The organism is Pseudomonas flexibilis (genome assembly GCF_000806415.1).
Classification (GTDB): domain Bacteria; phylum Pseudomonadota; class Gammaproteobacteria; order Pseudomonadales; family Pseudomonadaceae; genus Serpens; species Serpens flexibilis.
In genome coordinates, this window is sequence record NZ_JTAK01000011.1 from 39548 (window position 1) to 53758 (window position 14211).

At 67.0% G+C, this 14211-nt stretch carries 18 protein-coding genes and 1 riboswitch; of the genes, 6 read left to right on the forward strand and 12 right to left on the reverse strand.

Features of this window, described 5'->3' with window-relative positions; all coding sequences use genetic code 11:
* Nucleotides 1-11 precede the first annotated feature (11 nt).
* The 4 genes from PT85_RS17015 to PT85_RS17030 are packed head-to-tail and all read left to right on the forward strand — an operon-like array spanning nt 12 to nt 3022.
* Complete coding sequence (locus tag PT85_RS17015; protein ID WP_039607320.1) at nt 12-782, forward strand: substrate-binding domain-containing protein; 771 nt, start codon at nt 12-14, stop codon at nt 780-782.
* Nucleotides 770-1756: a FecCD family ABC transporter permease gene (locus tag PT85_RS17020; protein WP_039607321.1), complete on the forward strand. Its 987-nt coding sequence runs from the start codon at nt 770-772 to the stop codon at nt 1754-1756. Before PT85_RS17015 ends, PT85_RS17020 begins: the two co-directional genes overlap by 13 nt.
* A complete protein-coding gene (locus PT85_RS17025; RefSeq protein ID WP_039607322.1) occupies nt 1747-2475 on the forward strand; it encodes an ABC transporter ATP-binding protein in 729 nt (242 codons plus the stop codon). The genes PT85_RS17020 and PT85_RS17025 overlap by 10 nt, the downstream gene beginning before the upstream one ends.
* A 7-nt stretch (nt 2476-2482) precedes the next feature.
* On the forward strand, nt 2483-3022 hold the full coding sequence (locus PT85_RS17030; RefSeq protein WP_039607323.1) for a hypothetical protein: 540 nt from the start codon (nt 2483-2485) through the stop codon (nt 3020-3022).
* Here PT85_RS17030 and PT85_RS17035 read toward each other — a convergent pair.
* The 3 genes from PT85_RS17035 to PT85_RS17045 all read right to left on the reverse strand — a co-directional run bounded on the left by PT85_RS17035 (nt 3004) and on the right by PT85_RS17045 (nt 4745).
* On the reverse strand, nt 3004-3369 hold the full coding sequence (locus PT85_RS17035; protein ID WP_052237734.1) for a hypothetical protein: 366 nt from the start codon (nt 3367-3369) through the stop codon (nt 3004-3006). The two genes, PT85_RS17030 and PT85_RS17035, sit on opposite strands and share 19 nt — an antisense overlap.
* A gap of 47 nt (nt 3370-3416) precedes the next feature.
* A complete protein-coding gene (gene ribA / locus PT85_RS17040; protein WP_027591597.1) occupies nt 3417-4031 on the reverse strand; it encodes a GTP cyclohydrolase II in 615 nt (204 codons plus the stop codon).
* Nucleotides 4032-4103: 72 nt separating this feature from the next.
* Entirely contained in the window at nt 4104-4745 is a 642-nt protein-coding gene (locus tag PT85_RS17045) for a retropepsin-like aspartic protease family protein (RefSeq protein ID WP_039560171.1), read from the reverse strand.
* 237 nt (nt 4746-4982) lie between these two features.
* Between PT85_RS17045 and PT85_RS18100 the strand changes: the two genes are divergently transcribed.
* Complete coding sequence (locus PT85_RS18100) at nt 4983-5495, forward strand: hypothetical protein (RefSeq protein ID WP_139182072.1); 513 nt, start codon at nt 4983-4985, stop codon at nt 5493-5495.
* Between the two features lie 194 nt (nt 5496-5689).
* On the opposite strand, the gene PT85_RS17055 is transcribed toward PT85_RS18100, so the two are convergent.
* From PT85_RS17055 to nrdR, 8 genes are all read right to left on the reverse strand, one after another.
* Complete coding sequence (locus PT85_RS17055) at nt 5690-6178, reverse strand: phosphatidylglycerophosphatase A family protein (protein ID WP_234702724.1); 489 nt, start codon at nt 6176-6178, stop codon at nt 5690-5692.
* A 4-nt stretch (nt 6179-6182) separates the two neighbouring features.
* Nucleotides 6183-7139, reverse strand: a complete 957-nt coding sequence (gene thiL / locus PT85_RS17060) for a thiamine-phosphate kinase (RefSeq protein ID WP_039607326.1) — start codon at nt 7137-7139, stop codon at nt 6183-6185.
* A gap of 3 nt (nt 7140-7142) precedes the next feature.
* The gene (gene nusB / locus PT85_RS17065) at nt 7143-7631 is read right to left on the reverse strand and encodes a transcription antitermination factor NusB (protein WP_039560175.1); all 489 of its coding nucleotides are present in this window, start codon (nt 7629-7631) and stop codon (nt 7143-7145) included.
* On the reverse strand, nt 7628-8104 hold the full coding sequence (gene ribH, locus PT85_RS17070) for a 6,7-dimethyl-8-ribityllumazine synthase (RefSeq protein WP_027591635.1): 477 nt from the start codon (nt 8102-8104) through the stop codon (nt 7628-7630). Before ribH ends, nusB begins: the two co-directional genes overlap by 4 nt.
* A gap of 58 nt (nt 8105-8162) precedes the next feature.
* Nucleotides 8163-9242: a bifunctional 3,4-dihydroxy-2-butanone-4-phosphate synthase/GTP cyclohydrolase II gene (ribBA, locus tag PT85_RS17075; RefSeq protein WP_027591634.1), complete on the reverse strand. Its 1080-nt coding sequence runs from the start codon at nt 9240-9242 to the stop codon at nt 8163-8165.
* 12 nt (nt 9243-9254) lie between these two features.
* The gene (locus PT85_RS17080; protein ID WP_039607327.1) at nt 9255-9917 is read right to left on the reverse strand and encodes a riboflavin synthase; all 663 of its coding nucleotides are present in this window, start codon (nt 9915-9917) and stop codon (nt 9255-9257) included.
* A 122-nt stretch (nt 9918-10039) separates the two neighbouring features.
* A riboswitch (FMN riboswitch) is annotated at nt 10040-10184 on the reverse strand.
* A 175-nt stretch (nt 10185-10359) separates the two neighbouring features.
* Nucleotides 10360-11457 carry a bifunctional diaminohydroxyphosphoribosylaminopyrimidine deaminase/5-amino-6-(5-phosphoribosylamino)uracil reductase RibD gene (gene ribD / locus PT85_RS17085; RefSeq protein ID WP_074467551.1) on the reverse strand — a complete coding sequence of 366 codons (1098 nt, stop codon included), beginning with the start codon at nt 11455-11457 and terminating at the stop codon, nt 10360-10362.
* Nucleotides 11454-11918 carry a transcriptional regulator NrdR gene (gene nrdR / locus PT85_RS17090; protein ID WP_027590540.1) on the reverse strand — a complete coding sequence of 155 codons (465 nt, stop codon included), beginning with the start codon at nt 11916-11918 and terminating at the stop codon, nt 11454-11456. Before nrdR ends, ribD begins: the two co-directional genes overlap by 4 nt.
* A 114-nt stretch (nt 11919-12032) precedes the next feature.
* Here nrdR and PT85_RS17095 point away from each other — a divergent pair, with 114 nt between their 5' ends.
* Nucleotides 12033-12704 carry a class I SAM-dependent methyltransferase gene (locus PT85_RS17095; protein WP_039607328.1) on the forward strand — a complete coding sequence of 224 codons (672 nt, stop codon included), beginning with the start codon at nt 12033-12035 and terminating at the stop codon, nt 12702-12704.
* 31 nt (nt 12705-12735) lie between these two features.
* Here PT85_RS17095 and PT85_RS17100 read toward each other — a convergent pair whose 3' ends face one another.
* The gene (locus tag PT85_RS17100; protein WP_039560180.1) at nt 12736-13977 is read right to left on the reverse strand and encodes a hypothetical protein; all 1242 of its coding nucleotides are present in this window, start codon (nt 13975-13977) and stop codon (nt 12736-12738) included.
* Nucleotides 13978-14211: the final 234 nt, after the last annotated feature.

Consider the following 14211-nt stretch of genomic DNA (forward strand, 5'->3'; position numbering starts at 1 on the left):
GGCGGTATTTCTTGCTGCGAGCCCTGTTCCTGCCCCTGCTCCTGTCGCTTGCCCTGCCGGCACAGGCGGGCGACGCGCCGCAGCGTGTCCTCTCCCTCGACCTGTGCCTGGACTGGATGGTCGTCCATTACCTCCCGCCTGACCGGGTGCTGGCCCTGTCGCCCATGCAGCAGCGCTACCCCATCGCCTGGATCGGCCCGCAGTGGCCGACCCACGACGGCAGCCTCGAACAGATCTACGCGCTGCAACCGGACCGGGTAGTGGTCGGGCAGTTCACCAATACCCTGTTGCGCCAGCGGCTGCAGGCGCTCGGCCTGTCGGTGGAGGTGCTGCCGCTGCCGACGACGCTGGCGCAGGTGGCGGCCTATGAGCGGCAGTTCCTGCGCGCCGTTCAGCTACCCGAAACCCTGGCCAGTGCGCCACCCGCGGCGCTGCCGGCGCCGGCTCGCCCGCAGCGTCTGCTGCTGCTCGGCGCCAACGGCATCGGCACCGGGCGCGGCACGCTGGAACACGAAATCCTCGAACGCGCCGGCTGGCGCAACTACCTGACCGCCGAGGGCTACCAGCGCCTGGACCTGGAGCTGGTGGTGGCCGACCCACCGGACGCGATCCTCTGGGCCGCGCCGGAACACCAGGCGCTGGCCAACCAGTTCGCCGAACACCCGGCGCTCAAGCACGCGGTACCCGCCGACCGCTGGCTCACTACCGATTACTGGCGCTGGCAATGCCCCGGCCCCTGGACCTGGGAACTGATAGGACAACTGCACCGATGGCTCGACTGATCACTCCCCTGCTCGCCCTGCTGGCGCTGGGCCTGGCGCTGCTGTCGCTGGGCCTGGGCTCGACGCAGGTGTCGGTCATCACCGGCCTGCTCGACTGGCTGAGCGGCGGCAACGGCGCGGACGCCATCGTGATCGGCGAGATCCGTTTGCCACGCACGCTGCTGGCGCTGGCGGTGGGCGCCGCACTGGGGCTGGCCGGTGGGGCGCTGCAGGGCCTGCTGCGCAACCCGCTGGCCGATCCGGGGCTGACCGGCGCCAGCCAGGGTGCGGCGCTGGGCGCGGCCACGGTGTTCTATTTCGGTCTGCTGCCGTGGGCCGGCGCCTTCGCCCCGGCGCTGGCCGGCCTGTGCGGCGCGGCCATCGCGCTGGTGCTGATGCTGGCGCTGGCCGGTTCCAGTGGCGCCGGCATGGTGCTGCTCGCCGGTCTGGCGATCAGCACGCTGAGCGGCGCGCTGCTGGCGGCGGTGCTCAACTTCGCGCCCAATCCCTATGCCATGCAGGAGCTGGTGTTCTGGCTGCTGGGCTCGGTGTCCGAGCGCGGCCTGGAGCATCTGCTATTGCTCGGCCCGGCGCTGCTAATCGGCTTCGGGCTGATCTGGAGCCAGCGCCGCCTGCTGCTCGGGCTGAGCCTCGGCGAGCAGGTGGCGCAGAGCCTGGGCCTGGCCCACAAGCGCGGCAGCCGGCTGATCGTGCTGGGTTGCGCGCTGCTGGTCGGCGCCTCGGTGGCGGTCGCCGGCGGCATCGGCTTTGTCGGCCTGCTGGTCCCGCACCTGGTACGTCCGCTGGTGCGCCATCGCCCGGACCGTCTGCTGATTCCCTCGGCGCTGGCCGGCGCCAGTCTCGTCTGTCTGGCCGACATGGCGGTGCGCCTGCTGCCGCCGGGCCGCGAACTGAAGCTGGGCGTGCTGACCGCGCTGATCGGCGCGCCGCTGTTCATCTGGCTGGTGTGGAAGGAACGCAAGCAATGGATCTGATTCGCCTCGACCGGCTGGCCGTGCCCGGCCGCCTGCAGCCGCTGCGCCTGGCCCTGGCGCCTGGCGAGATGCTGGGCGTGATCGGTCCCAACGGCGCCGGCAAGTCCACGCTGCTCAACGCCCTGGCGGGCGTGCAGCCCTACACCGGCACGCTGGACTACTTCGGTTTCGATGCCCGCCGCCTGGGGCCGAAGCAGCGCGCCCAGCGCATCGGTTTTCTGCCGCAGAGTCATCACAGTGCCTGGTCGCTGTGCGTCGAGGACGTGGTGGCGCTCGGCCGTTTGCCGTGGGGCGACGAGGACACCGCGCTGATCGAGTCGGCGATGGCGCGCACCGGCGTGCTGCCCTGGCGGCGGCGCAAGGTGGCGCAGCTGTCCGGGGGCGAGCAGGCCCGCGTGTGGCTGGCCCGTGTGCTGGCCGGCCAGCCGGTGCTGCTGCTGGCCGACGAGCCGGTGGCCAGTCTGGACCTGCTGCATCAGCGCAAGGTGATGGAGCTGCTGCGCGAGCATGCTCGCCAGGACCGCGCGGTGGTGCTGTCGATCCATGATCTGGGCCTGGCCGCGCGCTACTGCGACAAGCTCTGCCTGCTGGCCGAGGGGCAGTTGCTGGCCTTCGGCACCCCTCGGGAAGTGCTGACCGAGGCCCATGTGGCGGCCGCCTTCCAGGTCGAGGTGCATGTGGACCTCGACGCCCAGCCGCCGATCATCCTGCCCAAGTGAGTTCGCCATGGTGCTGAAACTGAGCAAGAACCTCGACGAGGTCTGCTACCCGTTCATCCAGGACACCTCGTACCTGTGCGACTTCGAGGTGGTCACCGACGAGCTGTGCGCACTGATCGGCGGCGCGCTGGCCTACCTGCCGGACGACATGCCCGACCTGCGCGCCGACCTGGAGCAGCTGCAACCGCTGGCCTTTCACGTCAACGGCTCGGTGCGTGGCCGGCTGGCCGTCGAGGAGGCGGATATCGCCTGGCTGAGCGCGCGCCTGGCCCATTACCGGGAGGAAGTGGCGGAACGACTGAAGGGCTTCGTGCTGCCGCGCGGCCTGCCGCCGGTGCCGCAGCTGCACCAGGCGCGCTCGGCGGCGAAGAAGGCGATTCGCGCGCTGGTGAGGGTCGATCAGGAAGGCATCGAGGTGCCCCTGATTCTGCCGCGCATGTGCAACCTGATGTGCAACTTCTTCTTCGTGCTGACGCTGGTGGTGAACCAGCGCCGCGGCTTCGCGGAGCGCTACTTCGCCAGCAAGAGCTACGGCAGGAGCACCTGACGCGGGATGCGGTAGACGAGGGAAAACAGCGCGCTGCCGGTCACCAGCAGCAGGCCCGCCACGCCTTCCAGGCCCAGCGGACTGGCCAGCGCGGCCTGCCAGGCCGGCAGGCTGGCCCACAGCATGCCGTTGCGCTGCGCGCGGGCCAGGACGGCCCAGCGCTGGTCTTCCAGCGCCGCATCGAACGGCGGTTTGAGCGCCCAGAGCGCACGCTTGAAGTGCGGGAAGATCTTCAGGGTCGGCAGCAGACCGCACAGGCCGATGACGAACAGCGTCATCGGCGGCAACTGCGCCACTTCCGGCACGTTGACCAGCAGCAGCCAGGGCAGCACAGCGGCCAGCAACATAAGCCACCACACACGATTGAGCCGTCGATGCCGTGTCATGCGCTCCATCAGGTGTCCGACTCGTCCTGATGCAGGTTGCCGAGCATGTGGCCGAGCTTGCCGGCCTTGGTGCGCAGGTAGTTGCGGTTGTGCGGGTTGAGGCCGGTGAGCAGCGGCTTGCGCTCGGCAATGCGGATGCCGAAGCCTTCCAGCGCATTCACCTTGCGCGGGTTATTGGTCATCAGCTTGAGCGAATGGATGCCCAGGTGGTCGAGCATCGGCAGGCAGATGCTGTATTCGCGCTGGTCGGCGGCAAAGCCCAGGCGCTCGTTGGCTTCCACGGTGTCGGCGCCGCCGTCCTGCAGGTGATAGGCGCGGATCTTGTTCAGCAGGCCGATGCCACGGCCTTCCTGGCGCAGGTAAAGCAGCACGCCGCGCCCTTCCTTGGCGATGGCCTGCAGTGCCGCTTCCAGTTGGTAGCCGCAGTCGCAGCGCTGGCTGAACAGCGCATCGCCGGTCAGACACTCGGAGTGCACGCGACCGAGCACCGGGGCGCCGTCCTCGAAGCTGCCCATGGTCAGCGCCACGTGCTCCTTGCCGGTGGCCTCGTCGAGGAAACCGTGCATGGTGAATTCGCCAAAGGGGGTGGGCAGTTTGGAAGCGGCGACGAAAACGACGGACACCGGAGGCGCTCCAGAAAAGGAAAGGCCGGGATTATAACCCCAGTCAAGCGGCTTGCGGGCGACGCCCGGCCGCTACAGACGCGACTCCAGCACCAGCACGCCGTGCTCCTCACGCCAGCGCACACGGTTGAGGAAGCTCATGCCCAACAGCGCCTGGTTGAGCGCGTTGCCCTGCAGCACCACGGCCTCCACGCCGGGCACTTCCAGGCCGCCGACGTTGACCCGGTCCAGGTGCACGCGCCAGCCATTCACCACGCCGTTGGCGGTGTTGGCCCGCATCGGTGTGCCCTTCTGATAATCCAGGCCAAGGCGTCGCGCCTGCTGCTCATTGATCGCTAGACTGGTGGCGCCGGTGTCCACCAGCAGCGGCAGCGAAACGCCGTTCACCGCGCCGATCACCCGGTAATGGCCACCCTCGCCCCGGGCGATGCTGACCTGCTGACGGGTCGGCGCGCTGAAGCCGGCGGACTGCTCGCGACCCAGCTCGACACGCCGCGTATGACCATCAATGCGCAGCAACGCGCCCTGCGCATCAGCGGCCACCAGCACCACCCCGCCAGGACCGGTCTCGCCGACCCGCACCAGCTTGCGCTCGCCGTCCACCGTCAGCACGGCGGCATTGGGAAACAGACCGACCACCTGCACGTGACCCGGCGCGGCTTGGGCGAGCGAGGCAGCCAGCATCAGGCTGGCGAACGGAAGGAAACGGAACATCGGCACTCCCTGCGCGGCATCGGAAAAGGATGGGCAGGATAGCCAGCTTCATGCACGGGGACGCGGGGATGGGTCACAGCGCAGGCGGCAATCGTCAGCCGGAGTCGGCAAGCGTTGTCTGCGAATCGTTACCCATTCACTGGCCGCGGCCACAGCCCACAAGGGTTGCGTGGAATTGGCATGCATGCTGCTAAATCCTCGTTGTGCATTAGCAACCCTGCGAAATGGAGATCCAGCATGCAAATTGCCTCGCCCTCGGCTTCACCCATCCAAGCCTTCACTCCCAGCGCTGCCAGAGCGACGCAAACACCAACCGAAGCCACGCCCCAAGCGTCCAATCGCCCGGCTGATCGCGTCACGCTGTCCGATGCCGGTCTGCGGGCAGCCAAGGCGGCGCAAACACCTGATCATCCGCTAGAGATGTACCAGTTGCCTGCCTGGATGGCCGGCAGCTATATCGAGGCGCCCAATACCCTGGGGGCAAGCGCCAATTGGTTGGATGAGCGCTATCCCCAGGTTGCGGCGGCCTCGTCCGCCGAGCGCACCGAATACTCCCAGCTGCTGCAGAGTACCTACCAGGCGCTGCTGAAGGACAACGGCATCCAGAGCGTGGAGGATCACTACCAGGCCGTGATTCTCGACCGCGAATCCAGCGAGTCGCTGCGGCTGCAGATGCGGGAGCGAGTGGCGGCTGATCCCCGATTGCTGGAGCTGATGAATCGGCTGGGGCTGGGCAAGGAGTGGGCCTAGTCCTGTGCGAGCTTCGTAGGGCGGACAGCGTTGTCCTGGCCGCCGTCGCGCCGGAACGGCGTGCCTAACGGCCCGCTTGGTGGCTCGGTGAAGCGCGAGCCACCCTACGACTCGTGCCGTGGGAGCGAATTCATTCGCGAGCTGTTAGACACGCCGCGAAAAGCTCGCTGGCAAGTCCGCTCCCGCCGCGGCGTTCAGCCCACCAGCCAGACCAGCCCCTGCATGCCCAGCCAGGCGAACACGCCGGCCAGCACGTCGTCGAGCATGATGCCGACGCCGCCGTGCACCTGGCGGTCGATCCAGCGGATCGGCCAGGGCTTGAGGATGTCGAACAGGCGGAACATCAGGAAGCCGGCGAGCAGCCAGTACCAGCCCTCCGGCACCAGCCAGAGGGTGATCCACATGCCGACCATCTCGTCCCAGACGATGCCTTCGTGGTCGTGCACGCGCAGGTCGTTGGCCACCTTGCCGCACAGCCAGACGCCGAACAGCATGGTGACGCCGAGCATCAGCCAGTAGCCCCAGTCCGGCAGCATCTGCCAGAGCGGCACGAACGGCAGCGCCACCAGCGAACCCCAGGTGCCCGGCGCCTTGGGCAGGGTACCGGAGCCGAAGCCGAAGGCCAGGAAGTGCCAGGGGTTGCGCCATACCGACGGCGGCACGGGGGCGGAATGTTCGGTCACGGGATCATCCAAAATGTTGGTAGCCACGGGCAGCGAGGGCCAACTCGCGTCCCTGCTCATCGTAGAGGTGCACGCCCTCGCCCGCTTCGACGCGACCGATGACGGCCATCTCCGGGAACTCGGTCTGCAAGGCAGCCCGTTCGCTCGCCGGCAGGGTGAACGCCAGCCGGTAATCGTCGCCGCCGGACAGCGCACAGCGCAGCGCCTCGTCCGCAGGCAACCGCTCGTGCAGGGCGGCCGACAACGGCAGGCGGGCCCGTTCGATGCACAGCGCCACGCCGGAAGCCTGGGCGATATGCCCGCAATCGGCCAGCAGGCCATCGGAGATGTCCAGTGCCGCCGTGGCGCGGCCGCGCAGCGCCTGGCCGAGGGCCAGTTGCGGCTGTGGCTGCCAGTAGCGCGCCAGCAGGTACTCCGCCGCCTCGCCGTCGGCCGGCCGCTCGCCCAGCACCAGCGGCAAGGCGCCCGCGCCGTCCCCCAGGCTGCCACCGACGCACAGCAGATCGCCCGGGCGAGCGCCCGCACGGGTCAGGGCCAGCCCCTTGGGCACGCGGCCGAACACCGTCATGCCGAGGGTCAGCGGGCCGCGCGTGGTATCGCCGCCCAGCAGGGTCATCCTGCACTGCGCGGCCATGCGCTGCAGGCCGTCGGCGAAGCGCCGCAACCAGGTTTCGTCGGCGTCCGGCAGGGTCAGGGCGAGGGTGAAGCCGATGGGCGTGGCGCCCATGGCGGCCAGGTCGCTGGTGGAAACCGCCAGGGCGCGCTGGCCGAGCAGGAAGGGATCGTGTTGCAGGGGAAAATGGCTGCCGGCCACCAGGGTGTCGGTGGACACCGCCAGTTGTTCGCCGGGCGGCAGTTCGAGCAGGGCACAGTCGTCGCCGATGCCCAGTGCCACGCCTTCGCCACCTTGCGCACAGGGCGCAGTGGCGAAGAAGCGGCGGATCAGCTCGAACTCACCCACGGATCAGCGTTTGCCGGCCCGCAGCTCGGCGCTGCGCAGCTTCGGCGCCAGCTTGTCGAGCACCCCGTTGACGAACTTGTGGCCGTCGGTGGCGCCGAAGGTCTTGGCCAGCTCGATGCCCTCGTTGATCACCACGCGGTAGGGCACGTCGAGGCGCTGCTTCAGCTCATAGGTGGACAGGCGCAGGATGGCCAGCTCCACCGGGTCCAGGTCGTCCATGGGACGGTCCAGGCAAGGCGCGATCAGCTCGTCGATCTCGCCACGGTTGCTGAGCACGCCGTTGAGCAGTTCATGGAAATAGGCACCGTCGACGCCGACGAAGGCGTTGTCGACGCGGAACTGGGCTTCGATCTCGTGCGGAGCCTGGCGCGCCATGTGCCACTGGTAGAGGGCCTGCATGCCCAGGGCGCGCGCCGCGCGGCGCGCGCCACCCTTGGTCGGCTTGCCGGCCGGCTGCGGGGCGTCCTGACTGTCGTCGTGGTGCAGGCTCACTTGACCTCCAGGGCGGTCAGCAGGCTGACCATTTCCAGTGCGGACAGGGCTGCTTCGCCGCCCTTGTTGCCCGCCTTGGTGCCGGAGCGCTCGATGGCCTGCTCGATGGAATCGACGGTCAGCACGCCGAAGGCGACCGGCACACCGTATTCCATGGACACCTGGGCCAGGCCCTTGGTGCATTCGCCGGCCACGTACTCGAAGTGCGGGGTGCCGCCACGGATCACCGCGCCAAGGGCGATGATGGCCGCGAATTCGTCACGCTGAGCGACCTTCTGGGCCACCAGCGGCAGTTCGAAGGCGCCCGGGGCGCGGATGATGGTGATGTTGTCTTCGCTCACGCCGTGGCGAACCAGGGTGTCGATGGCGCCGCTTACCAGGCTTTCGACGACGAAGCTGTTGAAACGGCCTACCACGAGGGCGAACTTGCCCTGGGGTGCAACGAAGGTGCCTTCGATGGTCTTGAGGGTCATGAAAAGGGTCTCTTTCGAAAAAGAACAAAGGCGCCGCGATCCTGCGGCGCCCTGAGCATCATTCTGCGGCGACGTATTCTACAACTTCCAGGTCGAAACCGGATATCGCGTTGAACTTCATCGGCGCACTCATCAGGCGCATCTGACGAACGCCCAGATCGCGCAGGATCTGCGAGCCGGCACCGACGGTGCTGTACATCGCCGGAGTCGGCGCCTGGGTGCGGTTGAGCTGCGCCAGCAGCTCCTGGCCGCTGAACGGCTTGCCGAGCAGCAGCACCACGCCCTTGCCGGCGCTGGCCACCTCGGCCATGGCCGCACGCAGGCTCCAGCGGCCGGGCACCTTGACCTGCAACAGGTCGCGCAGCGGCTCCATGTTGTGCACGCGCACCAGCGTCGGCACTTCCGGAGTGATGTCACCCATGATCAGCGCCATGTGCACGTCGTTTTCCACGCTGTCGCGGTAGGTGACCAGCTTGAACTGGCCCAGCTCGGTGTCCAGCGGCTGTTCGGAAATCCGCTCCACGGTGCGCTCGTGGATCATGCGGTAGTGGATCAGGTCGGCGATGGTGCCGATCTTCAGGCCATGCTGTTCGGCGAACACTTCGAGTTCCGGACGGCGGGCCATGGTGCCGTCGTCATTCATGATCTCGCAGATCACGCCGCTGGCATCGAAGCCGGCCAGGCGCGCCAGGTCGGTGGCCGCCTCGGTATGCCCGGCACGCGCCAGCACGCCGCCAGGCTGCGCCATCAGCGGGAAGATGTGCCCGGGGCTGACGATGTCCTCGGCCTTGGCCTCGCGGGCGGCGGCGACCTGCACGGTGCGTGCGCGGTCGGCGGCAGAGATGCCGGTGGTCACGCCTTCAGCCGCCTCGATGGAGACGGTGAACTTGGTGCCGAAGCCCGAGCCGTTGCGCGGCGCCATCAGCGGCAGGTTCAGGCGCTCGCAGCGCTCCTTGCTCATCGGCATGCAGATCAGGCCGCGGGCATGGCGGGCCATGAAGTTGATGTGTTCAGCCTGGCAGCACTCGGCGGCCATGATGATGTCGCCTTCGTTTTCGCGGTCTTCGTCATCCATGAGGATGACCATCTTGCCCGCGCGGATGTCGGCAATGATTTCTTCGATCGTGTTGAGAGCCATCGGGCCCGCTCCTTACTTGGTCAGGTAGCCGTGCGCGGCCAGAAAGCTTTCGGTGATGCCGGTGCTGGTCGGCTCGGCAGCCTTGTCACCCAGCAGCAGGCGTTCCAGGTAACGGGCCAGCAGGTCCACTTCCAGGTTCACGCGGCGACCGGCGCGGTAGTCGGCCATGATGGTCTCGGCCAGGGTGTGCGGCACGATGGTCAGCTCGAAGTCGGCGCCGTCGACGCCGTTCACCGTCAGGCTGGTGCCGTCCACGGTGATCGAGCCCTTGAGGGCGATGTACTTGGCCAGCTCGCGCGGCGCGCGGATGCGAAATTGCACGGCGCGGGCGTTGTCTTCGCGGCTGATGATCTCGCCCACGCCGTCGACGTGGCCGCTGACCAGGTGGCCACCCAGGCGGCTGGTAGGCGTCAGGGCCTTTTCCAGATTGACCCGACTGCCGGATTTTAGGTCGGCAAAGCCGGTGCGGGCCAGGGTCTCGCGACTGACGTCGGCCCAGAATCCGTCGCCGGGGAGCTGCACGGCGGTCAGGCACACGCCGTTGACGGCAATGCTGTCGCCGAGCTTGACGTCGCCCAGATCGAGCTTGCCGGTCTTCACATAGACACGGACGTCGCCACCCTTGGGGGTGATGCTCTGGATAGTGCCGATGGCTTCGATTATGCCGGTGAACATGTCGCCTCCCGGCCGGAGCAAAGAACGCACTGCATGGAACGAACTCCTGTTTTCGTGGAAAAACAGGGCGCTGCTGATCGAAGGGGAAACGGACGCGCGCACGGACCGCACGCGTCGAGGCGTCCCGCTCTCTCTCATCCGGACTCTTACCGTCGGCTCCGGAATCACACCGGATCTGCTGACCCCGCCGAAGGCGGGCGCTCGCGGGCTTGGGCCATTCAGGCCATCACCGCCGGTGGGGAATTTCACCCCGCCCTGAGAACGTTGGATCGGAGGGCCGATCCGCCGGCGTTTTTACCACAAATGGCTGCGGCATGCAGCCACAGGGGGAGTAGGGGCTTTGCGAGGGTCGTGTCAGTCCGTAGGGTGGTCAACGCGCCGCGTTGGCCACCATGGGGGTTGGGTGCACCGCCGGCGGCGGCCAGATAAAGCGCTGACCGCCCTACGCAGGTACCGCGATGATTCGCCAGTCATCGCCCACGGCGCGGATCTCGCGAATGCGCAGCTCCGGCACCTCGGCCATGCGCTGCAGCGGCCAGTCCAGCAAGGGCCGCGCGCTGGAACCGAGGAACTTGCCGGCCATGAAGATCTGGAACTCGTCCACCAGGCCCTGTTGTGCGAAGGCGCCCGCCAGACGCGGACCGGCCTCGATCAGCACCTCGTTGGCACCGCGCCCAGCGAGCGTGCGCAGCAACGCCGCCAGGTCCACGTGTTCGCCCTCGCCCGGCAACGCCAGGCACTCATGCCCAGCCGCGACGTAATCCACCGGGGTATCCAGCGCGGTGACCACCAGCGCCGGACCCGCCTGGAAGAACGGCGCCGACAGCGGCACGCGGCCCCGGCCATCCACCAGCACGCGCAGCGGTGGGCGACCCAGCGCCAGCGCGGCCTGCTCGGGCGAAACGCCCAGCTCGTCGCTGCGCACGGTCAACCGCGCAGCGTCCATCAATACGGTATCGGCGCCGGTGATCACCACACTGGAGCGCGCGCGCAGCCGCTGCACGGCAGCGCGCGCCGCCGGCCCGGTGATCCACTGGCTTTCGCCGCTGGCCATGGCGGTACGGCCGTCCAGGCTCATGGCCAGTTTCACCCGCACATGGGGCAGGCCGCTTTCCATGCGCTTGATAAAGCCCACGTTCAGCTCGCGGGCTTCCGCTTCGAGCACGCCGGAGCAGACCTCGATGCCCACGCTGCGCAGCCGCTCCAGGCCACGCCCTGCCACTTGCGGATTGGGATCCTGCATGGCGGCCACCACCCGGGCAACACCGGCCTGGACCAATGCTTCGGCGCAAGGCGGGGTGCGGCCGAAATGGCTGCAGGGCTCCAGCGTCACATAGGCGGTGGCGCCACGCGCCAGCTCGCCCGCCTGGCGCAGGGCATGCACCTCAGCGTGCGGTTCGCCGGCACGCACGTGCCAACCTTCGCCGACGATCTGGCCGTCACGCACGATGACGCAGCCGACCCGGGGATTGGGGTGGGTGGAATACAGGCCCTGCCGCGCGAGCTCCAGGGCCCGTGCCATATAACCCTGATCGTTCATTGCCGGGCCGGCTCGCGGGACAGGCGCTCAATTTCCTCGCGGAATTCGTTGAGGTCCTGGAAACGGCGGTATACCGAGGCGAAGCGGATATAGGCGATCTCGTCGAGCTTGCGCAGCTCGTCCATCACCAGTTCACCCACCATCAACGCCTTGACCTCGCGCTCGCCGCTGGCACGCAGCTTGTGCTTGATATGGGCAATGGATTCTTCCAGGCGCTCCACGCTTACCGGGCGCTTTTCCAGCGCGCGCTGCATGCCGGCGCGCAGCTTTTCCTCGTCGAACGGCTGACGGCTGCCGTCCTGCTTGATGATCCGCGGCAGCACCAGTTCGGCAGTCTCGAAGGTGGTGAAGCGATCACCGCAGGCCAGGCATTCGCGCCGGCGGCGCACCTGGTCGCCCTCGGCGACCAGACGCGAGTCAATAACCTTGGTGTCGTGCGCACCACAGAAGGGACAGTGCATGGGAAGCGCCCGTATGGCTTGAAAGTGCGGCCATGGTACTCGATAGCCCGGGCGAGACAAATTGCCCGGCTTTGCGCTATACAGGCGCGCCTTTTATCACCGAACGCCGTTGCCATGCTGCCGCCCGCCTCCCTGCAAACCGCCCTCGATTCCCTGCTGGGGGATGCCCGCCTGACCGCCACGCGGCTACCCGGCACGGACCTGTCCCTGTGGCTGATCGACCCGGCCAATATGGAGCGCGCCTTCAGCCCCGAGGAAACCCGGCGCATCCTGGAAGAGCCGCCCTACTGGTGCTTCTGCTGGGCCAGCGGCCTGGTGCTGGCGCGCTGGCTGGCCGAGCGCCCGGAGTGGGTATGCGGCAAGCGGGTGCTGGATTTCGGTGCCGGTTCCGGCGTGGCGGCGATCGCCGCGGCCAAGGCTGGCGCCGCCGAGGTGGTGGCTTGCGACCTGGATCCGGTTGCCCTGGAGTCCTGCCGCGCCAACGCCGAACTCAACGGCGTGACGCTCGGCTATTCGGCGGACTTCTTCGCCGAGGAAGACCGCTTTGATCTGATCATCGTCGCCGACGTGCTGTACGACCGCGCCAACCTGCCGCTGCTCGACGCCTTTCTCAGCCGTGGGCAAGAGGCACTGGTGGCCGACTCGCGGGTAAAGGATTTCCAGCATCCGCTGTATCGCCACCTCGGCCAGGAGGACGCCTGCACCTGGCCGGACCTGGCGGAGCCGGCGGAATTCCGACACGTGAATCTGTATCACGCCCAGCGCAACGAAAACGCCCCGCATTGAGCGGGGCCTTTTCATGCAGCGCACGTTCGGCTTAGAAGGTCAGGCCGACGTTCATCCGTGCGCCATCGAACTCTTCCTTGTCGTGGCTCTGATAGCTGGCACCCACGAAGAACTGGGTGTTGGTGGAAGCCCAGGCCGACCAGCCGAAGTTGACGCCGTATTCCCTTACCTGTTCGGAATAGAGCGCATCGCCCGAGTAGCGGGTGTCGCGCACGAACACCTGGGTCGCCAGCTTCCACGGCAGGGCGATGTGCCAGGCCAGCCCGTTGGTCATGGCCTTGTTGCTCAGGTCGTAATCGATCGCGTAGGTCACCGGATCTACATCGTCGTCGTCCTCGTATTCGAGGCGCTCACTGTCGATCTTCGCCATGCTGTTGCTCAGGGTGAATTCCTGGCCGAACAACGAGAAGTCGTAGCGGGTGGTCAGCGACAACGCACGCAGCACGCCCACGCTGAGGATTTCAGCGGAACCGGCGACGCCGTAGTCAATGGCCGGCGTAATCTCCAGGCCATCGATCAGCGGAATGGTCCAGCCGAAGCCCAGCTGCAGGCTGTAGCTCTTGGCATCTTCGTTGATGGTGGTGTAGCTCATCGGCAGGCGGAACTGCAGACGGTGGCCGGGGAACCAATCCAGCTTGAAGGTGTAGGCCAGCGGCAGTTGATAGTTGACCACGTCCTGGTTATCCAGGGTGGTGTAGCTGCTTTGGCGCAGGCCGATATCCCACTGGTTGTCGATATTCTGGCGATCGGTGCCGGTGATCGAGCTGTTGGTCAGGAAATAGATGTTGTCGACCATGGTCGACATCAGGCTGCTGGGGTTACCGGCAACCGGGTCGAAACTGGTGGATGCGGCGGCGGCCTTGTTGATCTGGGTGAGAATCTCGTTCTCGCCTTTCTCGACCAGAAAGTCCTTGAGTTGGTCGAGGGCATCGTCGCCTTGCGGGTCGTCAGTGAATTCCTGGTAGATCCCCAGGCTGGGAATGTCCAGGATCAGCTTGTTGCCTTGCTGGTAGGTCAGTTGAATGGGCACGCCGCGGAACTTGATGTCGGCGATGGCGGTGTCAGTAGTCTCGTTGAAGCCGCTCTGACCCCACTTGTCGATAATGAAATCGATGTCGACGACATCGATGGCCTCCTCGGCATCGTTGAAACTGAAGTTCTCCGTGACGAGCGTGCCGTTGTTATTCCAAGACAAAGTGACATCAAACAACTTTGCCTGCGCAGGCGTAGCCGCCAGCGCAATGGCCGAAGCCAGCACTACTTTACGAAACATGGTTTTCCTCCCCCGTTGATAATCCCTGCCCCGGCGTTGGCAGATTCCGTTCGGCAGGGTGCCATTATTTTGCCTTTATTCCCGAATGCCGGCTAGAAGCGGTCTACGGGAATCTGTCAAGACCGGCACGGTAAGCAAATGTCGCGCCGCCCGATCGAATGCCTTCAAACCGTTCGTCTGGATAAGCGGCTGGCTTTCCGCCGGCGGCGGGCCGTCTTACCATTCCACCCAACG